The organism is uncultured Escherichia sp., from assembly GCF_948475835.1.
Classification (GTDB): Bacteria; Pseudomonadota; Gammaproteobacteria; order Enterobacterales; family Enterobacteriaceae; genus ECMA0423.
Genome location: NZ_CAOLGM010000011.1, coordinates 36,742 through 59,665, shown reverse-complemented (window position 1 = coordinate 59,665; position 22,924 = coordinate 36,742). Strand labels below are relative to the sequence as shown.

General features: G+C 51.1%; 18 protein-coding genes and 1 pseudogene. 6 read left to right on the top strand and 13 right to left on the bottom strand.

Features of this window, described 5'->3' with window-relative positions; all coding sequences use genetic code 11:
• The 5 genes from mazG to rlmD form a co-directional block, all read right to left on the bottom strand.
• A partial coding sequence (mazG, locus tag QZF50_RS04175) for a nucleoside triphosphate pyrophosphohydrolase (RefSeq protein WP_290388824.1) occupies positions 1 to 571 on the bottom strand: 571 nt, incomplete at its 3' end.
• Between the two features lie 70 nt (positions 572 to 641).
• Entirely contained in the window at positions 642 to 977 is a 336-nt protein-coding gene (mazF, locus tag QZF50_RS04170) for an endoribonuclease MazF (RefSeq protein WP_000254745.1), read from the bottom strand.
• Complete coding sequence (gene mazE / locus QZF50_RS04165) at positions 977 to 1,225, bottom strand: type II toxin-antitoxin system antitoxin MazE (protein WP_000581937.1); 249 nt, start codon at positions 1,223 to 1,225, stop codon at positions 977 to 979. The genes mazF and mazE overlap by 1 nt, the downstream gene beginning before the upstream one ends.
• Positions 1,226 to 1,302: 77 nt before the next feature.
• Positions 1,303 to 3,537: a GTP diphosphokinase gene (gene relA / locus QZF50_RS04160; protein ID WP_000226815.1), complete on the bottom strand. Its 2,235-nt coding sequence runs from the start codon at positions 3,535 to 3,537 to the stop codon at positions 1,303 to 1,305.
• A gap of 47 nt (positions 3,538 to 3,584) precedes the next feature.
• Entirely contained in the window at positions 3,585 to 4,886 is a 1,302-nt protein-coding gene (gene rlmD / locus QZF50_RS04155; RefSeq protein WP_000046785.1) for a 23S rRNA (uracil(1939)-C(5))-methyltransferase RlmD, read from the bottom strand.
• A 56-nt stretch (positions 4,887 to 4,942) separates the two neighbouring features.
• On the opposite strand from rlmD, the gene barA reads away from it, so the two are divergent.
• Positions 4,943 to 7,699 carry a two-component sensor histidine kinase BarA gene (gene barA / locus QZF50_RS04150; RefSeq protein ID WP_290376139.1) on the top strand — a complete coding sequence of 919 codons (2,757 nt, stop codon included), beginning with the start codon at positions 4,943 to 4,945 and terminating at the stop codon, positions 7,697 to 7,699.
• Between the two features lie 231 nt (positions 7,700 to 7,930).
• Here barA and gudD read toward each other — a convergent pair whose 3' ends face one another.
• From gudD to syd, 7 genes are all read right to left on the bottom strand, one after another.
• Positions 7,931 to 9,271, bottom strand: coding sequence for a glucarate dehydratase (gene gudD / locus QZF50_RS04145; RefSeq protein WP_000098237.1), 1,341 nt, complete (start codon positions 9,269 to 9,271; stop codon positions 7,931 to 7,933).
• A gap of 20 nt (positions 9,272 to 9,291) precedes the next feature.
• Positions 9,292 to 10,632, bottom strand: coding sequence for an enolase C-terminal domain-like protein (locus tag QZF50_RS04140; protein ID WP_000211758.1), 1,341 nt, complete (start codon positions 10,630 to 10,632; stop codon positions 9,292 to 9,294).
• Position 10,633: 1 nt separating this feature from the next.
• Positions 10,634 to 11,986, bottom strand: coding sequence for a galactarate/glucarate/glycerate transporter GudP (gene gudP, locus QZF50_RS04135; protein WP_061892521.1), 1,353 nt, complete (start codon positions 11,984 to 11,986; stop codon positions 10,634 to 10,636).
• Between the two features lie 434 nt (positions 11,987 to 12,420).
• Positions 12,421 to 12,870: a flavodoxin gene (locus QZF50_RS04130; RefSeq protein WP_000807753.1), complete on the bottom strand. Its 450-nt coding sequence runs from the start codon at positions 12,868 to 12,870 to the stop codon at positions 12,421 to 12,423.
• 17 nt (positions 12,871 to 12,887) lie between these two features.
• Positions 12,888 to 13,670 (bottom strand): tRNA pseudouridine(65) synthase TruC, encoded by a 783-nt coding sequence (gene truC, locus QZF50_RS04125; RefSeq protein WP_000890008.1) that lies wholly within the window; start codon positions 13,668 to 13,670, stop codon positions 12,888 to 12,890.
• Complete coding sequence (locus QZF50_RS04120) at positions 13,670 to 13,999, bottom strand: YqcC family protein (RefSeq protein ID WP_000206990.1); 330 nt, start codon at positions 13,997 to 13,999, stop codon at positions 13,670 to 13,672. Before QZF50_RS04120 ends, truC begins: the two co-directional genes overlap by 1 nt.
• Positions 14,000 to 14,620: 621 nt before the next feature.
• The gene (gene syd / locus QZF50_RS04115) at positions 14,621 to 15,166 is read right to left on the bottom strand and encodes a SecY-interacting protein (RefSeq protein ID WP_000342431.1); all 546 of its coding nucleotides are present in this window, start codon (positions 15,164 to 15,166) and stop codon (positions 14,621 to 14,623) included.
• Between the two features lie 67 nt (positions 15,167 to 15,233).
• On the opposite strand from syd, the gene queF reads away from it, so the two are divergent.
• The 5 genes and pseudogenes from queF (at position 15,234) to xni (ending at position 21,696) form a co-directional block, all read left to right on the top strand.
• Positions 15,234 to 16,082, top strand: a complete 849-nt coding sequence (queF, locus tag QZF50_RS04110) for an NADPH-dependent 7-cyano-7-deazaguanine reductase QueF (RefSeq protein ID WP_000100430.1) — start codon at positions 15,234 to 15,236, stop codon at positions 16,080 to 16,082.
• A gap of 111 nt (positions 16,083 to 16,193) precedes the next feature.
• Positions 16,194 to 17,558, top strand: coding sequence for a nucleotide 5'-monophosphate nucleosidase PpnN (ppnN, locus tag QZF50_RS04105; RefSeq protein WP_000627995.1), 1,365 nt, complete (start codon positions 16,194 to 16,196; stop codon positions 17,556 to 17,558).
• Positions 17,559 to 18,114: 556 nt separating this feature from the next.
• Positions 18,115 to 19,404, top strand: a complete 1,290-nt coding sequence (sdaC, locus tag QZF50_RS04100) for an HAAAP family serine/threonine permease SdaC (protein ID WP_000450476.1) — start codon at positions 18,115 to 18,117, stop codon at positions 19,402 to 19,404.
• Between the two features lie 57 nt (positions 19,405 to 19,461).
• On the top strand, positions 19,462 to 20,829 hold the full coding sequence (sdaB, locus tag QZF50_RS04095) for an L-serine ammonia-lyase II (RefSeq protein ID WP_000626410.1): 1,368 nt from the start codon (positions 19,462 to 19,464) through the stop codon (positions 20,827 to 20,829).
• Positions 20,830 to 20,940: 111 nt separating this feature from the next.
• Positions 20,941 to 21,696 (top strand): annotated as a pseudogene (gene xni, locus QZF50_RS04090) (flap endonuclease Xni).
• Between the two features lie 54 nt (positions 21,697 to 21,750).
• Here the strand turns inward: xni and fucO are convergent.
• Positions 21,751 to 22,899 carry a lactaldehyde reductase gene (gene fucO / locus QZF50_RS04085; protein WP_001472122.1) on the bottom strand — a complete coding sequence of 383 codons (1,149 nt, stop codon included), beginning with the start codon at positions 22,897 to 22,899 and terminating at the stop codon, positions 21,751 to 21,753.
• Positions 22,900 to 22,924: the final 25 nt, after the last annotated feature.

Genomic DNA, 22,924 nt, shown 5'->3' with positions numbered 1-22,924 from the left:
CCAGTTTAGCCTGGTCGACAACAGCCTGCCGCGCTTCGTACATCACCTCGTCGATCTCTTCGTAGACTTTATCGACTACCGGACCAAGCGTCGTCCAATCGAAGCCAACGTTGGCGCAACGTTTCTGGATTTTTTGCGCACGCATTAAAGCCGGTAAACTACGAGGAATATCGTCCAGCGCCGAATGCTGCGCTTTCTGCGCGCGCTCTTCGGTTTTGATTTGCTCCCAACGGGCAAGCACTTCACTACTGTTTTCGGCAGAACTATCAGCAAAAACATGCGGATGGCGACGCTCTAATTTATCGCTAATAGCAGCGCAAATATCATTAAAGTCAAAGCGCCCTTCTTCCTGAGCCATTTGCGCGTAAAACACCACCTGGAATAGCAGATCGCCCAGTTCACCGCGAAGATCGTCAAAATCTTCACGGGCGATGGCGTCCAGCACTTCGTAGGTTTCTTCAAGGGTGTAAGGCGCAATGGTGGCAAATGTCTGCTCTTTATCCCACGGGCAGCCGTTTTCCGGATCGCGCAGGCGCTGCATAATAGTGAGCAAACGGTCGATTTGATTCATTGAATTGTCCTGAAAATTGCGGGTCTGTCAGGTGGAAACCTGTGACCAGAATAGAAGTGAGTTAGTAACACTACCCAATCAGTACGTTAATTTTGGCTTTAATGAGTTGTAATTCCTCTGGGGCAACTGTTCCTTTCTTCGTTGCTCCTCTTGCCCGCCAGGCGATACTTTTTACCTGATCAGCTAACGCTACGCCATCACGTTCCTGACCGGATAAAACAACTTCGAACGGATATCCTTTTGATTGCGTTGTATAAGGAACACACAGACACATACCTGTTTTGTTGTTGTACATGAAAGGACTCAGGACAACAGCTGGACGATGTCCAGCTTGCTCGCTACCTTTTGTCGGGTCAAAATCAACCCAAATCAGATCGCCCATATCGGGTACGTATCGGCTTACCATTACCAGACTTCCTTATCTTTCGGCTCTCCCCAGTCGATATTCTCGTGGAGGTTTTCCGGCGTGATGTCGTTGACCAGTTCAGCAAGCGTAAATACGGGCTCTTTACGCACTGGCTCAATAATTAATTTGCCATCCACCAGGTCAATCTTCACTTCATCATCAATATTCAGATTGAGCGCCTGCATTAACGTAGCCGGGATCCGCACCGCCGGTGAATTTCCCCAACGCTTTACGCTACTGTGGATCATAACCCTTTCCTCAAACCGCTATCATATGTAGATACAGTATATATCAATCTACATTGTAGATACGAGCAAATTTCGGCCTAACTCCCGTGCAACCGACGCGCGTCGATAACATCCGGCACCTGGTTGAGTTTACCCAGCACGCGCCCCAGCACTTGCAGGTTGTAAATCTCAATGGTCATGTCGATGGTCGCCAGTTGCTGTTTGGTGTCGCTACGGCTGGCAACGCCAAGCACGTTCACCTTCTCGTTGGCGAGAATGGTCGTGATATCACGTAACAACCCACTACGATCATTAGCCACCACGCGGACCACCAGCGAATATCCGGCGGAGTAGCTCTCACCCCATACCGCGTCAACAATGCGTTCTGGCGCATGGGAGCGCAGTTCCGCCAGTTGTTCGCAATCGGCGCGGTGTACTGAAATACCGCGCCCCTGGGTAATGAAGCCGACAATCTCATCTCCAGGAATCGGCTGGCAGCAGCGCGCGATGTGGTGCATCAGGTTGCCAACACCTTCGACCACCACGCGACCGTTATCTTTACTGCGGTTTTGCGGCGTGTAGCTTTTTTGCTGAAGTTGCTTCAGCGCGGCGGCGTCCTGCTCTTCGGCACTCGGCTTATTAAATTGCGATTGCAGGAAGTTCACCATCTGATTGAGACGGATATCCCCGCCACCAATCGCCGCCAGCAACTCGTCGACATCATTAAAGTTGTAACGCGGCAGCAGATGTTTTTCTGCTTCTTTCAGGCTGATCCCCAGATGTTCCAGCTCGTCGTCAAGGATTTGCCGCCCAGCCAGAATGTTTTTGTCACGGTCCTGTTTACGGAACCAGGCGTGAATTTTCGAACGCCCACGGCTGGTTGTGACGTAACCGAGGTTTGGGTTTAACCAGTCACGGCTGGGGTTCGGCTGTTTCTGGGTGATAATTTCAATCTGGTCGCCCATCTGCAGCTGGTAGGTGAACGGCACAATGCGCCCGCCAATTTTTGCCCCGATGCAGCGGTGTCCGACATCACTGTGGATGTGGTAAGCGAAGTCCAGCGGCGTTGATCCCGCAGGCAAATCAACGACATCACCTTTCGGCGTAAAGACATACACCCGGTCGTCAAAGACCTGGCTGCGTACTTCGTCGAGCATTTCGCCGGAATCAGCCATCTCTTCCTGCCACGCAATCAGTTTACGCAGCCAGGCAATCCGGTCTTCATGTCCCGAACGTGCGCCGCCAGCTGCCGCGCCCTCTTTATATTTCCAGTGCGCAGCAACACCCAACTCTGCATCTTCATGCATCTGTTTGGTGCGGATTTGGATCTCAACGGTTTTGCCACCTGGCCCCAGAACCACGGTATGAATAGACTGATAACCGTTTGGTTTCGGGTTAGCGACATAATCGTCAAACTCATCCGGCAGGTGGCGATAGTGAGTGTGCACTATCCCCAGTGCGGCATAACAATCCTGTAAACGCTCGGCGACAATACGTACCGCACGCACATCAAACAGCTCATCGAAGGCGAGGTTCTTTTTCTGCATTTTGCGCCAGATACTGTAGATGTGTTTCGGACGACCATACACTTCAGCTTTAACGCCTTCAGCTTTCATCTCAGCGCGCAGATGGCCGACAAACTCTTCGATATAGTGTTCGCGGTCGAGACGGCGTTCATGCAGCAGTTTTGCGATGCGTTTGTATTCGGTCGGGTGGAGATAACGGAAGCAGTAATCTTCCAGCTCCCATTTCAGTTGCCCAATCCCAAGACGGTTCGCCAACGGCGCGTAGATATTGGTGCACTCTTTTGCCGCCAGTACGCGTTCATCTTCCGGCGCATCTTTTACTTCGCGCAGATGAGCAATACGCTCCGCCAGTTTGATGACCACGCAGCGAAAATCATCGACCATCGCCAATAACATCCGGCGAACGTTATCGACCTGTTCGGAGGAAACAGAATCAGTGTGCGTCGCTTTCAGCTGGCGGATCGCCGCCATATCACGCACGCCGTGAATAAGGTTAACGACCGACTTACCGACGCTCTCACGCAGCACATCTTCGCTGACTACGTTAGCATCAGCCAGAGGGAACAGCAGCGCCGCCCGCAGCGTGTCAATGTCCATACTTAATGTCGAGAGGATCTCCACCATCTCAACACCACGCCACAATAACAGACTGGCATCCGGATGCCCCTGCGTCTGTTGCAGACAATACGCCCAGGTTTCGGCTAAGCACTCACACGACTTCTGGCTGGTAATACCCAGACTTGCGATCCATTTTTCCGGATCAAATTCACCAGCCTTATTGATATGTGCACTTCTTACCGCAACCATTGTCCTCTCCTTTAGGGACCAGACCTGCCGAAATCGGCAAATCGTAACTATTTAACGCGCGAGAAAAGTACCATCGATTCCAGATGTCCCGTGTGTGGGAACATATCCAGCATCGCCAGTCGCGCAATGGTATATCCTGCTTTTAATAACGCTTCGCTATCCCGAGCCAGCGTTGCAGGGTTACAGGATACATAAACTATACGAATAGGTTCCAGTTTTATAATTTGCTGCATAACACCTGCGGCACCTGCTCGCGCCGGGTCCAGCAACACTTTATCGAAGCCGTTTTTCGCCCACGGCTGCTTTGTGACATCTTCTTCAAGATTTTCGTGATAAAACGTCACATTCTGTAAACCATTAAGACGCGCATTCTGCTGGCCTTTTTCCACCAGCGCCGGAACACCTTCTACACCGACCACACTGGCTGCTTGTTTCGCCAATGGCAGTGTAAAGTTGCCCATACCGCAGAACAGATCCAGTACGCGATCTTCAGGTTGCACATCCAGCCATTCCAACGCACGCGCTACCATTTTTTGGTTCACACCCGCATTGACCTGAATAAAATCGCGCGGGCTAAAAGTTAAGCGCAACCCGTTTGAGTCATACCAGGGCATCTCACCAGAGACGGTTTCGAGTATCTCACTATCGGGGGCGAGATACAGATCCAGGCCTTCAGAATGCGAAAAGCGTTCCAGTTTTTCGCGATCTGCCGAACTTAGCGGTGCGGTATGGCGCAAAATCATCAGCGTGCCGCTGGTTGCCTGTACCAGTTCAACATGACCAAGATGGCGCATAACTTGTAAGCTGCCCAGGCATGCCCTGACTTTGGGCAGCAATGCTTCAAGTTTGGGCACTAAAATGGGGCATTGTTTAACGTCGACAATGTCACTGGAGCCCGCTTTGCGAAAGCCCATCTGAAGTTGCTGTGTTTTCGGTAAGTAGTTCAAACTTAAACGCGCGCGACGGCGATAGCCCCAGGGAACATCGGCGATCACTTCAGAGACTTCGTGTTTCATTAATCGGGCGAGTGCCGCACTTTTGCTTCGCTGCTGTAAATCCACGCTGGCGTGTTGTTGCTGACAGCCACCGCATACGCCAAAATGAGGGCAGCGTGGCGTTTCGCGTTCCGGGCTATCGCTTAACCGGCGCACGACTTTAGCGCGGGCGTACTGTTTTTTATCTTCAGTAACAGTAACTTCCGCGTTTTCCTGTGGCAGTAATCCAGGAATAAATAACGCTTTGCCGTTATGTCGCGCCACGCCCTGACCAAAAGAGTCGAGGTCGTTGACTGAAACGGTTATGATCTGACGCGTCGTCGTGCGTCGTTTTGCAGAGTAGAATTGCGCCATTGGCGAGACTTTCTCAATTTAACAGTGTGACCTTAATTGTCCCATAACGGAACTCCATGACCAACTACAGCCTGCGCGCACGCATGATGATTCTGATCCTGGCACCGACCGTCCTTATTGGTTTATTGCTGAGTATCTTTTTCGTCGTGCATCGCTATAACGACTTGCAGCGTCAACTGGAAGATGCCGGTGCCAGCATTATTGAGCCGCCTGCAGTTTCTACTGAATATGGCATGAGCCTGCAAAATCGCGAATCTATCGGTCAGTTAATAAGCGTACTGCATCGTCGCCATTCCGATATTGTTCGCGCGATTTCGGTTTATGATGAAAATAACCGACTCTTTGTCACCTCCAATTTTCATCTTGATCCCTCATCAATGCAGCTCGGCAGCAACGTGCCGTTTCCTCGCCAGCTCACTGTCACTCGTGACGGCGATATTATGATCCTCCGCACGCCGATTATTTCTGAGAGTTACTCCCCCGACGAATCGCCCAGTAGCGATGCCAAAAATAGTCAAAATATGTTGGGATATATTGCGCTTGAGCTGGATCTTAAATCGGTTCGCTTGCAGCAATATAAAGAGATCTTTATTTCCAGCGTGATGATGCTGTTTTGTATCGGTATTGCGCTTATTTTTGGCTGGCGCTTAATGCGCGATGTAACCGGTCCGATTCGCAACATGGTGAATACCGTCGACCGCATCCGTCGCGGGCAACTCGACAGCCGGGTGGAAGGATTTATGCTCGGCGAGCTGGATATGCTGAAAAACGGTATCAACTCGATGGCAATGTCGCTGGCTGCTTATCACGAAGAGATGCAGCACAATATCGACCAGGCGACGTCCGATCTGCGTGAAACGCTGGAGCAGATGGAAATTCAGAACGTTGAGTTGGATCTGGCGAAAAAGCGCGCCCAGGAAGCGGCGCGTATTAAATCCGAGTTTCTGGCAAATATGTCACACGAGCTGCGTACACCACTGAATGGTGTTATTGGCTTTACCCGCCTGACGCTGAAAACAGAATTAACACCAACGCAGCGCGATCACCTGAATACGATTGAACGTTCGGCAAATAATTTGCTGGCAATTATTAATGATGTTCTCGACTTCTCGAAACTGGAAGCAGGTAAGCTGATTCTGGAAAGTATTCCATTCCCACTACGCAGCACGCTGGATGAAGTCGTTACTCTGCTGGCACATTCTTCTCACGATAAAGGGTTGGAACTGACGCTCAATATTAAAAGCGACGTGCCTGATAACGTGATCGGCGACCCGCTGCGATTACAGCAAATCATCACTAACCTGGTGGGGAATGCAATTAAATTCACCGAGAATGGCAACATTGATATTCTGGTAGAAAAACGTGCGCTGAGTAATACCAAAGTGCAGATTGAAGTGCAGATTCGGGATACCGGCATTGGTATTCCTGAACGCGATCAATCGCGCTTATTCCAGGCCTTCCGACAGGCTGATGCCAGTATTTCCCGCCGTCATGGTGGCACCGGGCTGGGGCTGGTGATTACACAAAAACTGGTTAATGAAATGGGCGGCGATATTTCGTTCCATAGCCAGCCGAATCGCGGTTCAACTTTCTGGTTCCACATTAATCTCGATCTGAACCCGAACATTATTATCGAAGGGCCATCCACCCAGTGCCTCGCAGGTAAGCGCCTGGCCTATGTCGAACCAAACTCCGCAGCAGCGCAATGCACGCTGGATATTTTAAGTGAAACGCCGCTGGAAGTGGTTTATAGCCCAACGTTCTCCGCGCTGCCTCCCGCGCATTACGACATGATGTTGTTAGGCATCGCGGTGACCTTCCGCGAGCCGCTAACAATGCAACATGAGCGATTAGCGAAAGCGGTATCGATGACCGATTTCCTGATGCTGGCACTTCCTTGCCATGCACAAGTCAATGCTGAAAAACTCAAGCAAGATGGTATCGGCGCGTGTCTGCTGAAACCATTAACACCTACACGCCTGTTGCCTGCCCTGACGGAATTTTGTCATCACAAACAAAACACGCTTTTGCCTGTAACCGATGAAAGTAAGCTGGCAATGACAGTCATGGCGGTTGATGACAACCCCGCTAACCTGAAACTTATCGGCGCATTGCTGGAAGATATGGTGCAACATGTGGAACTTTGCGATAGCGGGCATCAGGCGGTTGAACGGGCGAAACAGATGCCGTTCGATTTGATCTTAATGGATATTCAAATGCCTGACATGGATGGCATTCGGGCCTGCGAGCTCATCCACCAGCTCCCCCATCAGCAACAAACGCCGGTTATCGCGGTAACGGCGCATGCAATGGCCGGGCAAAAAGAGAAGCTGCTTGGCGCAGGGATGAGCGATTATCTGGCGAAACCGATTGAAGAAGAGCGATTGCATAATTTGTTGTTGCGCTACAAGCCTGGCAGCGGTATTTCCTCTCGCGTCGTGACGCCCGAAGTCAACGAAATTGTGGTGAACCCGAATGCGACCCTCGACTGGCAACTGGCACTACGCCAGGCAGCAGGAAAAACCGATTTAGCGCGCGATATGCTGCAAATGTTACTCGATTTCCTGCCTGAAGTTCGCAACAAAGTTGAGGAACAGCTGGTTGGAGAAAACCCGGAAGGCCTGGTTGATTTGATTCATAAACTGCATGGCAGTTGCGGCTATAGCGGTGTGCCGCGTATGAAGAATCTCTGCCAACTGATCGAACAACAGCTACGTAGCGGTACTAAAGAAGAAGATTTGGAGCCGGAGCTGCTGGAACTGTTGGACGAGATGGATAATGTAGCGCGCGAAGCCAGCAAAATTCTCGGGTAACGGACGTCTTGTCGAGTAGCAATCGGCTTTTTATGACGCTGGTTTCAGATTGGTGACAAAGTGCCTGTGTTTATGCCGGATGCGGCGTTAACGCCTTATCCGGCCTACAAAACCAATTAAATTCAATGAATTAAAAAATGATGTAGACCTGATACATAGCACAACAGGCTATTTTGCGTTTAGCATCAGTCTCAAGCCGGCTCCAGATAGAGCCGGTTTTGGTTTTCTGTCTTAACGCACCATGCACGGGCGCTTGTTATCGAACGTCCAGCCAGGAATCAGATACTGCATTCCCATCGCATCGTCACGCGCGCCAAGCCCGTGTTTCTGATACAGCTCATGAGCTTTCATCACTTGATCCATATCGATTTCTACACCCAGCCCCGGTTTTTCTGGCACCTGTACCAGCCCGCCTTTGATCTCAAACGGTTCTTTGGTCAGGCGCTGATTACCTTCCTGCCAGATCCAGTGCGTATCAATAGCAGTAATTTTACCCGGTGCAGCGGCGGCAACATGGGTAAACATCGCCAGGGAAATATCGAAGTGGTTGTTTGAGTGTGAACCCCAGGTCAGGCCAAATTCATGGCACATTTGCGCCACACGTACCGAACCTTGCATCGTCCAGAAATGCGGATCCGCCAGCGGGATATCAACGGATTGCAGGGAGAGCGTATGGCCCATCTGCCGCCAGTCGGTGGCGATCATATTGGTTGCGGTCGGCAGGCCAGTTGCGCGACGGAACTCTGCCATCACTTCACGCCCGGAGAAACCTTGCTCCGCACCACACGGATCTTCTGCATAAGCCAGCGACCCTTTCAGGTATTTACCAATTTTAATCGCTTCGTTCAGCGACCAGGCACCGTTAGGATCGAGCGTAATACGCGCCTGCGGGAAGCGTTGCGCCAGTGCCACAATAGACTCGGCCTCTTCTTCCCCGGCCAGTACACCGCCTTTCAGTTTGAAATCGTTGAAGCCATATTTTTCATACGCCGCTTCCGCCAGGCGCACCACCGCATCCGGCGTCATCGCTTCTTCATGACGCAGGCGATACCAGTCGCATGAGTCATCCGGCTGGCTTTGATACGGCAGCGGTGTGGCTTTGCGATCACCGACGAAGAACAGATAACCGAGCATTTCGACTTCGCTACGCTGTTGACCATCGCCCAGCAGGGATGCCACGTTTACCCCCAGATGCTGCCCCAGCAGATCCAGCATTGCCGCTTCTATCCCGGTAACTACATGAATAGTGGTACGCAAATCAAATGTCTGCAAACCGCGCCCACCAGCATCACGATCGGCAAAAGTATTACGCACCAGCGTCAGAACGTTTTTGTATTCACCCAGCGTTTTACCTACCACCAGCGGAATCGCATCTTCCAGCGTTTTACGGATTTTCTCGCCGCCGGGAATTTCCCCTACGCCAGTGTGACCAGAATTATCTTTGATAATCACAATATTACGCGTAAAGAACGGTGCGTGTGCACCACTCAGATTCATCAGCATACTGTCATGACCCGCCACCGGGATGACCTGCATTTCAGTAACAACAGGCGTCGTAAATTGAGAACTCATATTTATGTCCTTTTTCAGAATCAATGACGGCCGAAAACGGGACGTTTACGGTCAAAGGTCCAGCCGGGGATCAGGTACTGCATCGGACCTGCGTCGTTACGCGCACCGACAGGCAGACGTTTATAGGCCTCATGTGCCTTTTGTACCTGTTCCCAGTCCAGTTCCACGCCCAGACCGGGCGCATCAGGAACGGCAATTTTTCCGTTTTTAATCTCCAGCGGATTTTTGGTCAGGCGACAATCGCCCTCCTGCCAAATCCAGTGGGTATCGATAGCGGTAGGATTACCCGGTGCCGCCGCGCCCACATGGGTAAACATCGCCAGAGAGATATCGAAATGGTTATTAGAATGGCAGCCCCAGGTCAGCCCCCAGTCGTCGCAAAGCTGCGCCACACGGACTGCACCGGAAAGCGTCCAGAAGTGCGGATCGGCAAGTGGAATATCTACCGCATTGAGCATCACCGCATGACCCATTTCGCGCCAGTTGGTGGCGATCATGTTAGTCGCGACGGGCAAGCCGGTCGCCCGCCGAAACTCCGCCATAACTTCACGACCGGAGAAACCCTGTTCTGCGCCGCATGGATCTTCGGCATAGGTAAGAACATCATTCAGCCCTTTGCATAGAGAAATGGCTTCATCAAGTAGCCAGGCACCGTTGGGATCAACGGTAATCCGCGCATCAGGGAAGCGTTTCTTCAATGCACGAACAGTGTCGATTTCTTGCTCGCCAGGTAACACCCCGCCCTTAAGTTTGAAATCTTTAAAGCCATAGCGATCCTGTGAGGCTTCCGCCAGACGCACAACGGCTTCGCTGTTCATCGCTTTCTGATGGCGCAACTGATACCACTCATGGTTGCCCGGCGTATTTTCCAGATAAGGAAGATCGGTTTTGGTCCGATCACCGATATAAAACAGATAACCGAGGACGGTAATAGTCTCGCGTTGCTTGCCTGGCCCCAACAGTTCGCAGACCGGAACATTCAGCGCCTTACCTAGCAGGTCAAGCAAGGCGGCTTCCAGCGCCGCCACGGCATTAACGCGCAATTCAAAAGTCCAGGCACCTTTGCCGAAGGTATCAAAATCGGCTGCCTGATTACCTTTATGCACCTGCTGAACCACTTTATTCAGGCGCGCAACTTCCTGGCCCAGAACCATCGGAATAGCATCGACCAGTGTTTGATAAATCACCTCTCCGCCCGGCGCTTCACCAATGCCGGTATGCCCGGCGTTATCGGTGAGTACCACAATATTGCGGGTGAAATATGCGTTATGTGCCCCACCAATATTAAGCAACATGCTATCGTGCCCGGCGACCGGAATGACTTTCATATCAGTAATAACAGGACTGGATTGTGTCGTCATCTTATTGCCCCGCGACAGGTTTCAGCTCGATACGCTTGATATCGCCCACCAGCACCAGGTAGCTCAGTACCGCGATTAAGGCATGAACACCAACATAAATCAGCGCCCCATTAAAGGAGCCAGTCGTGCCAACGATATAACCAATTGCGATTGGCGTGACGATGCCAGAAATGTTACCGAACATGTTGAACAGGCCACCGGAAAGACCGCTGATCTCTTTTGGCGCGGTATCTGCCATTACTGCCCAACCCAGCGCCCCGATGCCCTTACCGAAGAAGGCCAGCGCCATAAAGCCGATGATCATCCACTCAACGTTGACGTAGTTGCAGAACACCATCACCATCGACAGCAACATGCCCATTACGATCGGTGTTTTACGCGCAATGTTCAGCGATCCCGTGCGGCGCATCAGCCAGTCGGAAATAATCCCACCCAGCACACCGCCGATAAAACCGCAAACCGCCGGAACGGAAGCCACAAAGCCCGCTTTCAGAATCGACATCCCACGCGCCTGCACCAGATAAACCGGAAACCAGGTAATGAAAAAGTAAGTCAGGGCGTTGATACAGTACTGACCGATATAAACGCCGATCATCATCCGTGACCCGAGCAGTTGTTTGATCTGCCTCCACTTCACGCTGAACGGCACTTTAACTTTGGTGTTTTGCTGATCCATATTGATCAGCGCGCCACCCGCGGCGATGTACTCCAGCTCTTTCTGATTTACCCCCGGATGTTGATTTGGCTCGTGGATGACTTTCAACCAGATAAAGCTGATGACAATCCCCAGACCGCCCATAAAGAAGAAGACGTGTGACCAGCCCACTTCATGCGTCAGCCAGCCCATAATCGGCGCGAAGATCACCGTTGCGAAGTATTGAGCGGAGTTAAAAATCGACACCGCCGTTCCCCTTTCCTGCGCCGGAAACCAGGCCGCAACAATGCGACTGTTGCCGGGGAAAGATGGCGCTTCAGCAAGCCCGACCAGGAAGCACAGAGTAAACAGGGCAACGATAATGCCGAATCCACTAAAGATATCGACGAAGCCTTGCAGCAAGGTAAACATCGACCAGATAAAGATCGACCAGAAGTAGACGCGTTTTGAACCAAAACGATCCAGCAACCAACCACCAGGGATCTGCCCGATAACATAAGCCCATGAGAAGGCAGAGAACACATAGCCCATTCCCACGGGATCAAGGCCGATATCTTTGGCCATTTCCGAACCGGCAATAGAAAGCGTAGCGCGGTCGCCGTAGTTGAAGGATGTGACGATAAACAACATCACCACTATCCAGTAACGAGCATTCGTGCGTTTTTCCACACTGCTCGCAGCCTGACTTAAAGAACTCATTGTTGCACTCCTGAAAATTCGCGTTAGCCACGCTCACTCTGGACTGCGACATAGCCAGGAAATCAGAGGTGACGTAGGGTGTTTTTTGCCGTTTTTATAGGTCGTTCGCCGAATACGGCGCGTGTTTATATCTGGCAATAGCAGTATAAAAAGCGCGCCATAGCGGCTCACCGTGCAACAACACAACATTAATGCGTTCAATGAGGCCCGATTTTGGCATTAGCCCTGGACGGTGGAATCCACTTCACGGAAATGAAAACAAGAACAAGAAAGGAAGGGTAAAAACGAAGAAATAAAGAAGAGTATGAAATGGATCGCTTGACTCCAGGCAAACGCCAGTAAAAATCCGCGCTATGAAGCAGTTTTTACTGGCATTTGCCTGAAAATATTCGATTCAGCACCGCTAAAACGACATTTACCGCTCGCTGAACATATCAGGACAACAGCGTGCCCCACTGTTCGACCCACGGATTTGATTCCGTTTCCGGTTCCGGGTTCTCACTGGCGTCAATCAACAGCATTTCGCCAACCCGCTGAGCGCTCTGTTCCTGCAACAAGGCATCGAACTGTTTGCCGCCATTGCAGAAATTTACATAACTGCTGTCGCCGAGCGCAATCACGCCATAACGCAGATTCGGCTGGAAGCCCAGACTATCTTTGATTCCCTGAAAGAGCGGCACAATGCTATCAGGAAGGTCGCCCTGCCCGGTCGTGGACGTAACCACCAGAACATACTTATCCTGATAGGGCAGCCAGTCGCTTAATTCAGGATCTTCAAATACCGTTGCTTTGTGGCCCTGTGCGGTCAGAATTGCTTCTGCTTCTTCCGCCACTAACAGCGAATTTCCGTACATGGTGCCGACAAAAATACCAATTTCCGCCATACCGTTTTCTCCCTGGATTAGGAACTTATCTCTCCATCCTGACCCGATGGCGCACTGAACTCAACCCTTTCATTTTCAGGAAGCAGACCGCGCCAGCCAAATTGTGATAACGCCTGCATCCAGGTGTCGTCCAGGCCCGCGTGAATAGTCAGCGGCTCGCCAGTAAAAGGATGCGTCAATGACAACTGACTGGCATGTAGCATTAACCGCTGGAGGCCAAAATGCTCAGCACCGCTGCGATTCTGGCGTAAATCGCCATGTTTGCTATCGCCAATAATCGGATGACGCAAATGGGCAAGATGTCGGCGAAGCTGATGTTTGCGTCCGGTTTTCGGCTCCAGTTCCACCAGGCCGTAGCGCGTGGTCGGGTAACGTCCGGTCGCTACCGGCATTTCTACGGTCGCCAGACCGCGATAATGCGTCACTGCTGGCTGCGAGCCTTTATCTTCGCGGGCAAATTTATCAGCGATTTTGTCCAGTTCTTCCACCAGTGGATAATCCAGAACTGCTTCTTCCATCAACCAGCCGCGCACAATCGCATGGTAACGTTTCTGGATTTGGTGCTGTTCAAACTGTTGTGCCAGCAGCCGTCCGGCCTCGCTGGATAATCCCATCAACAACACACCAGAAGTGGGTCGGTCCAGACGATGAGCGGTAAAAACGTGCTGGCCAATCTGATCACGCACGGTTTGCATGACCACTACTTTCTCGTCGCGATCCAGCCAGCTGCGGTGAACCAGCCAGCCGGAGGGTTTATTTACCGCAACCAGCCATTCATCCTGATAGAGTATTTCCAGCATTAGCTCGCATCATCCGCAAAAAGAGCATCCAGTTTTTCCAGCTCAGCCAGAATAAGCGCGCGTTGCGGATGGTCCGTCGCCAGCGCCATTTCATAATAGGGTGCAACGGCAAAAGCGCCCGGTAACGGCTGTTTGTTATCTAACAAATCGTGCATTCGCGGGATCAGCACCCACTGCAACCACTCCAGTGGTTCCATGGTGTCCATAAAGAACGGTTGGGTACTATTAAATTGATGCGGCTGGGGTTCATCGTTTCGCCAGTGCTGATGTTCACGCAGTAACGCTTCAAGCGCCTGCAACTGGAGACGAACGCGGTCATGAGTGGTCATAAAGCAACCTCAATAAGAAAAACTGCCGCGAAGGATAGCAGGAATAAAAAAAGGGAGCACTGTATTCACAGCGCTCCCGGTTCGTTTCGCAGCATTCCAGCTACTTTTGTTGCTCCCTGCTCATCCTTGACAACTTTTCCTCTGGCCTTGCGGCCAATCGTTCATCCTGAACTATTGCTTCCTGCTCACACCACCCCGATGTGATACTTCATCCTGAAGTGTCCCTGGCCTTCCTGACCCACCGAATCATCCTGACCGGTTCTCATTCTCCATCCTGGAGGTGTCCTTTAACGCGTCCTGCGTCATCCTCTTCGCTTCATCCAGAAGCCTTTCCCTGAAACACCATCCTGGTGTGTCCTGCAGAAGTGTCATCATCCTGATGTTCACTTCGTTGTCTGACTCCCTGTCGACGAAGATAGAATCGTCTTTTTCGCGAAGTCTTACAAGGCGCTTACAGACAATGCCTTAAGGAAAATTTCATATGAAAGTTAAGAATTAACAATCAACATTTTGATTTTAAATGAAAATAACGATTCTTATCTTTTTAAGTATTCGCTTATTTCCTGGCGATCTCCTACAGAGTCTGTAAGAGATCTCTCACAACCAGATGGGGTATTTGGATTACAGAAGAGGCTTAAGTTGATTAAGGAATTCCGCAAGATTTGAGGCTAAATGCGTCCGTTTACGTGTTCCCAGCGTCTCTTTGCACACTTCACCGGAGAGATTACACACCGAGATGACCTCTAACTCTTCTTCCAGCGTCGCGATAAATAGCGTGGGCGGCAGTTTTAGCCTTTTCTGAGTCACCAGATGACCAATCAGATTTTCCTGCACCCGACGGAAGTCGTCTTCACTCCAGGTTTGCAGCAATGTCAGTTTGATATCGCCAAACTGCGCGTGCATATCCCCGGCAAACTGAGTCGTATAAAAGGTATGAATTGTGGGTTGTATCACAATATCAAAAGCGCGTTCAACCGCGTTTACATTTTGTTCCCCGGTAAACGGCTGGGGTTGCCAGTATACGGCATCTTCGGTAGTTGAAATAATGCACGGTGAAGGAACACCGTACAGTTCCTCACTTAACGGCCAGCTTTTATGCTCTTCATGCCACGCATCGCAGTAGCGTGCAGTAAAATCTTTCAGGGCTTGTGCGGTCAAATCGTCCACTAATTTCTCTCTTCACTTAAACCAGATACACTTGTCGTTTAGTTTATCTGGTTTATGACGGTGAAACATGTCTTCTTATGCAAACCATCAGGCACTTGCGGGCCTGACTCTTGGAAAATCAACCGATTACCGGGATACCTATGACGCCAGCCTACTGCAAGGCGTTCCACGCAGCCTGAATCGCGACCCGCTGGGTCTGAAAGCGGATAACCTGCCTTTTCACGGTACGGATATCTGGACGCTGTATGAACTTTCCTGGCTGAATGCGAAAGGTTTGCCGCAGGTCGCTGTCGGTCATGTTGAACTTGATTACACCAGCGTAAATCTGATTGAGTCGAAGAGTTTTAAGCTCTATCTCAACAGTTTTAACCAGACGCGTTTTAATAACTGGGATGAGGTGCGCCAGACGCTGGAGCGCGACTTAAGCACTTGCGCCCAGGGTAAGGTTAGCGTGGCGTTATATCGTCTTGATGAACTGGAAGGCCAGCCGATAGGTCATTTCAATGGCACCTGCATTGATGACCAGGATATCACTATCGATAACTATGAATTCACTACTGACTATCTGGAGAATGCCACCAGCGGTGAAAAAGTAGTGGAAGAGACGCTTGTCAGCCACCTGCTGAAATCAAACTGCCTGATCACCCATCAACCAGATTGGGGTTCGATCCAAATTCAGTATCGTGGACGCCAAATTGACAGAGAAAAACTGCTGCGTTACCTGGTCTCATTCCGTCATCACAACGAGTTCCACGAACAGTGCGTGGAACGCATCTTTAATGACCTGTTACGCTTCTGCCAGCCAGAGAAATTAAGCGTTTACGCACGTTATACCCGTCGTGGCGGTCTGGACATTAACCCGTGGCGCAGTAATAGCGATTTTGTCCCATCGACCACAAGACTGGTTCGGCAATAAATTTTTTCTCAATTTTGCGTGCTGGATTCACGCAGAAGGTTGTGAAAGGTCATCAGGCAGGGCTATTGTAATCAAAGGGAATGACGATATTCGTCCCATAAGGAGTTTTTCTTGATTACACATATTAGCCCGCTTGGCTCCATGGATATGTTGTCGCAGCTGGAAGTGGATATGCTTAAACGCACCGCCAGCAGCGACCTCTATCAACTGTTTCGCAACTGTTCACTTGCCGTACTGAACTCCGGTAGTTTGACCGATAACAGCAAAGAATTGCTGTCTCGTTTTGAAAATTTCGATATTAACGTCCTGCGCCGTGAACGCGGCGTAAAGCTGGAACTGATTAATCCCCCGGAAGAGGCTTTTGTCGATGGGCGAATTATTCGCGCTTTGCAGGCCAACTTGTTCGCGGTTCTGCGAGACATTCTCTTCGTTTACGGGCAAATCCATAATACCGTTCGTTTTCCCAACCTGAATCTCGACAACTCCGTCCACATCACTAACCTGGTCTTTTCCATCTTGCGTAACGCTCGCGCGCTGCATGTGGGTGAAGCGCCAAATATGGTGGTCTGCTGGGGCGGTCACTCAATTAACGAAAATGAGTATTTGTATGCCCGTCGCGTCGGAAACCAGCTGGGCCTGCGTGAGCTGAATATCTGCACCGGCTGTGGTCCGGGAGCGATGGAAGCGCCGATGAAAGGTGCTGCGGTCGGACACGCGCAGCAGCGTTACAAAGACAGTCGTTTTATTGGTATGACAGAGCCGTCGATTATCGCCGCTGAACCGCCTAACCCGCTGGTCAACGAATTGATCATCATGCCGGATATCGAAAAACGTCTGGAAGCGTTTGTCCGTATCGCTCACGGCATCATTATCTTCCCTGGCGGTGTGGGTACGGCAGAAGAGTTGCTGTATTTGCTGGGAATTTTAATGAACCCGGCCAACAAAGATCAGGTTTTACCATTGATCCTCACCGGCCCGAAAGAGAGCGCCGACTACTTCCGCGTACTGGACGAGTTTGTCGTACATACGCTGGGCGAAAACGCGCGCCGCCATTACCGCATCATCATTGATGACGCCGCTGAAGTCGCTCGTCAGATGAAAAAATCGATGCCGCTGGTGAAAGAAAATCGCCGCGACACTGGTGACGCTTACAGCTTTAACTGGTCAATGCGCATTGCACCAGATTTGCAAATGCCGTTTGAGCCGTCTCACGAGAATATGGCTAATCTGAAGCTTTACCCGGATCAACCTGTTGAAGTGCTGGCTGCCGACCTGCGCCGTGCGTTCTCCGGTATTGTGGCGGGTAACGTAAAAGAAGTCGGTATTCGCGCCATTGAAGAGTTTGGTCCTTACAAAATCAACGGCGATAAAGAGATTATGCGTCGTATGGACGACCTGCTACAGGGTTTTGTTGCCCAGCATCGTATGAAGTTGCCAGGCTCAGCCTACATCCCTTGCTACGAAATCTGCACGTAATCTCCCCTCCCCCGGTGACGTTTGTTGCCGGGTTTTCTCGTTTTTGGTCACTTACTCATCAACTCATTTCATTTGTTATATGAATGTTTCTTACCACCCTCACGCGACAAATATCATCACAGTTAATATGTCATACAATTTATATTGCAACGCAAACGTTTCCCTATTTTCATAAACCGTATTTTATCGCTATGAAAAAGAAATTATCGCCATGATTAACTAAAAGTATTGATTTTTTCAGTTCAACCTACATATATTGCGCGCCCCGGAAGAAGTCAGATGTCGTTTAATGGGCAAATATTGCCCTTAAATTCTCTTTTACTTTTGATTTACAGAGTAAAGCGTTGGGATAATCTATCTTCCAAGTAGATTATTGTATTTGAGATCAAGATCACTGATAGATACATAACTTGTGTGTATCTTTCCGCCCTCAAATTATTACGGCGGTAAATGATTAAGCCATCGCCGATAGACAGATTTCATTTTTACGGTCAGGCACCTTCCCGGGCTGAACTGGCTAAAAGCTGAATTATTTGCATTCCTCCAGGAGAAATAGATGGAAACGACTCAAACCAGCACGATTGCGTCGAAAGACTCTCGTAGTGCCTGGCGCAAGACAGACACCATGTGGATGCTGGGCCTTTACGGCACGGCAATCGGCGCGGGCGTGCTGTTCCTGCCAATCAACGCCGGTGTTGGCGGTATGATCCCGCTGATCATCATGGCTATCCTTGCGTTCCCGATGACGTTTTTTGCTCACCGCGGCCTGACTCGCTTCGTACTGTCTGGTAAAAACCCGGGCGAAGACATCACCGAGGTTGTAGAAGAACACTTTGGTATTGGCGCAGGTAAACTGATTACCCTGCTCTATTTCTTCGCTATCTACCCGATCCTGCTGGTTTATAGCGTAGCAATCACCAATACAGTTGAAAGCTTCATGTCTCACCAGCTGGGTATGACACCACCGCCGCGTGCGATTCTGTCGCTGATCCTGATCGTGGGTATGATGACCATCGTTCGCTTCGGTGAGCAGATGATCGTTAAAGCGATGAGTATTCTGGTATTCCCGTTTGTTGGCGTACTGATGCTGCTGGCTCTGTACCTGATCCCGCAGTGGAACGGCGCAGCACTGGAAACGCTGTCTCTGGACACTGCATCTGCAACCGGGAACGGTCTGTGGATGACCCTGTGGCTGGCAATTCCGGTAATGGTGTTCTCGTTCAACCACTCTCCGATCATCTCTTCTTTCGCCGTTGCGAAGCGTGAAGAGTACGGCGATATGGCAGAACAGAAATGCTCGAAGATCCTTGCATTCGCACACATCATGATGGTGCTGACCGTAATGTTCTTCGTCTTCAGCTGCGTACTGAGCCTGACTCCGGCAGACCTGGCTGCGGCTAAAGAGCAGAACATCTCGATTCTGTCTTACCTGGCTAACCACTTTAACGCACCGGTTATCGCGTGGATGGCTCCGATTATCGCGATTATCGCTATCACCAAATCCTTCCTCGGCCACTACCTGGGCGCACGTGAAGGCTTCAACGGTATGGTGATTAAATCTCTGCGTGGTAAAGGTAAGTCTATCGAAATCAACAAGCTGAACCGTATCACTGCGCTGTTCATGCTGGTAACGACCTGGATTGTTGCCACCCTGAACCCGAGCATCCTGGGTATGATTGAAACCCTGGGCGGCCCAATCATCGCGATGATCCTGTTCCTGATGCCGATGTACGCAATTCAGAAAGTACCGGCAATGCGTAAGTACAGCGGTCACATCAGCAACGTATTCGTTGTCGTGATGGGTCTGATTGCAATCTCCGCAATCTTCTACTCTCTGTTCAGCTAAGTCCTTTCGCGCCGCTTTCGGGCGGCGCTTCCTCCGTTTTAACGCGATGTATTTCCTATGATTAGCGTATTCGATATTTTCAAAATCGGCATTGGCCCTTCCAGTTCTCATACCGTTGGACCAATGAAAGCGGGTAAACAATTTACCGACGATCTGATTGCCCGTAATCTGCTTAAAGACGTGACCCGCGTGGTGGTTGACGTGTACGGCTCGCTCTCTCTGACCGGTAAAGGCCACCACACTGATATCGCCATTATTATGGGCCTGGCGGGTAACCTGCCGGATACCGTGGATATCGATTCCATCCCTGGTTTTATTCAGGATGTGAATACTCATGGTCGCCTGATGCTGGCAAACGGTCAGCATGAAGTGGAGTTCCCGGTTGATCAGTGCATGAACTTCCATGCAGACAACCTTTCTCTGCATGAAAACGGTATGCGCATTACCGCGCTGGCGGGCGATAAAGTCGTTTACAGCCAGACTTACTACTCTATTGGCGGTGGCTTTATCGTTGATGAAGAGCATTTTGGCCAGCAGAATAGCGCACCGGTTGAAGTTCCTTATCCGTACAGTTCAGCAGCCGATCTGCAAAAACATTGTCAGGAAACCGGGCTGTCACTCTCTGGCCTGATGATGAAAAATGAGCTGGCGCTGCACAGCAAAGAAGAGCTGGAACAGCACCTGGCGAACGTATGGGAAGTCATGCGTGGCGGTATTGAGCGCGGTATTTCCACCGAAGGCGTGTTGCCTGGCAAACTGCGCGTTCCACGCCGTGCTGCGGCACTACGCCGGATGCTGGTCAGCCAGGATAAAACCACCACTGACCCGATGGCGGTTGTTGACTGGATCAACATGTTTGCACTGGCAGTGAACGAAGAGAACGCTGCTGGCGGACGCGTGGTGACTGCGCCGACTAACGGTGCGTGCGGGATTATCCCGGCAGTGCTGGCGTACTACGACAAGTTTATCCGCGAAGTGAACGCTAACTCACTGGCTCGTTACCTGCTGGTAGCCAGTGCCATTGGTTCTCTTTATAAGATGAACGCGTCAATTTCTGGTGCTGAAGTCGGCTGCCAGGGTGAAGTTGGTGTGGCGTGCTCAATGGCGGCGGCTGGTCTGGCAGAACTGTTAGGTGCAAGCCCGGCGCAGGTGTGCATCGCGGCGGAAATCGCCATGGAGCACAACCTCGGTCTGACGTGTGACCCGGTCGCCGGACAGGTCCAGGTGCCATGCATCGAGCGTAACGCCATTGCGGCAGTAAAAGCGGTGAACGCCGCACGTATGGCGCTACGCCGTACCAGCGAGCCGCGCGTCTGCCTCGATAAAGTTATCGAAACCATGTACGAAACAGGTAAAGATATGAACGCCAAGTACCGCGAAACCTCTCGCGGCGGCCTGGCAATGAAGATCGTTGCCTGCGATTAATCGCTCTCCAGAGGCCTCGTTTTGCGAGGCCTCTTCCCGATTTCTCATCCAGCCGTAGCCTGTTCCGGCATCGAATGTTACCCTTATCGCCTGATCTTTAAGGGGGTTATCGTGGCTGTTCATTTGCTTATTGTCGATGCACTGAATCTTATTCGTCGCATTCATGCCGTTCAGGGATCGCCCTGTGTCGAAACCTGCCAGCATGCGCTCGATCAGCTCATTATGCACAGCCAGCCAACCCACGCGGTCGCCGTTTTTGATGATGAAAACCGCAGTAGCGGCTGGCGTCATCAGCGTTTACCAGATTACAAAGCGGGTCGACCGCCAATGCCGGAAGAGTTGCACGACGAGATGCCTGCATTACGCGCCGCCTTTGAGCAACGCGGCGTCCCGTGCTGGTCAACCAGCGGCAACGAAGCCGATGACTTAGCCGCCACGCTGGCGGTCAAAGTGACACAGGCCGGGCATCAGGCAACGATTGTTTCGACAGATAAAGGCTACTGTCAGTTACTTTCACCGACATTACGTAATCGTGATTACTTCCAGAAACGTTGGCTGGATGCGCCATTTATCGATAAATAATTTGGCGTTCAACCGCAGCAGTTGCCCGATTACTGGGGACTTGCGGGGATCAGCAGTTCAAAGGTACCGGGTGTTGCGGGAATCGGACCAAAAAGCGCCACGCAGCTGCTGGTCGAGTTTCAGAGTCTGGAAGGGATATATGAGAATCTGGATGCGGTTGCCGAAAAGTGGCGCAAAAAATTAGAAACCCATAAAGAGATGGCGTTTCTGTGCCGCGATATTGCCCGCTTACAAACCGATTTGCATATCGACGGCAATTTACAGCAATTGCGGTTGGTACGGTAACGGCGAGCCGGATACGCCGCAAACGTCGTATCCGGCATTATCACATCAGCGCATTTACCAGGCGGTATGGTAAAGCTCTACAATATCCTCAAGCGTTGCTTCACGCGGGTTGCCACCGGTACAAACATCATCCAGTGCCGCCTGCGCCAGTGCCGGAATGTCTTCCTTGCGTACCCCAACATCACGCAAATGTGGCGGAATACCGACATCACGGTTGAGAGCAAACACCGCTTCAACAGCGGCATTACGCGCCTCTTCCAGGCTCATACCTTCCACTTTCACGCCCATAACGCGCGCGATATCGCGGTACTTCTCACCGGTAAAGTCAGCGTTATAGCGCATGACATGCGGTAGCAGGATGGCGTTTGCAACACCGTGTGGAGTGTTATAAAACGCGCCCAGTGGATGCGCCATACCATGCACCAACCCTAACCCAACATTCGAGAAGCCCATACCCGCAACATACTGCCCGAGCGCCATTTCTTCTCCGGCATCCTTATCACCAGCAACCGATCCTCGCAGCGCCCCAGCAATGATTTCAATCGCTTTAATGTGCAGTGCATCGGTTAGCGCCCACGCGCCACGGGTAATATACCCCTCAATAGCATGAATGAGCGCATCGACACCCGTCGCAGCTTTCAGCGCTGGAGGCATACCATCCATCATGTCAGCGTCAATAAACGCCACCTGCGGGATATCATGCGGATCAACGCAAACAAACTTGCGCCGTTTTTCTTCGTCAGTGATCACGTAGTTAATGGTCACTTCTGCCGCAGTGCCTGCTGTGGTGGGGATTGCCAGAATCGGTACACTGGGTTTATTGGTCGGGGAAAGTCCTTCCAGGCTACGCACATCGGCAAACTCCGGGTTGTTGCTGATAATGCCAATCGCTTTACAAGTATCCTGTGGAGAACCACCACCAATAGCGATCAGGTAATCCGCGCCGCTATTCTGGAATACACCGAGCCCTTCTTTGACGACAGTAATTGTTGGGTTGGGCACTACGCCGTCGTAAATCGCCCATGCCAGCCCTGCAGCATCCATCTTATCGGTCACTTTCGCCACCACGCCGCATTGCACCAGCGTTTTATCGGTGACGATCAGCGCCTTCTGATAACCACGGCGTTTCACCTCATCGGTTAAAGCCCCAACAGCACCCCGACCAAACCATGCCGTTTCGTTCAGAATCATTCTGTTAGCCATCATCCTTCTCCTTGTTGCTTTACGA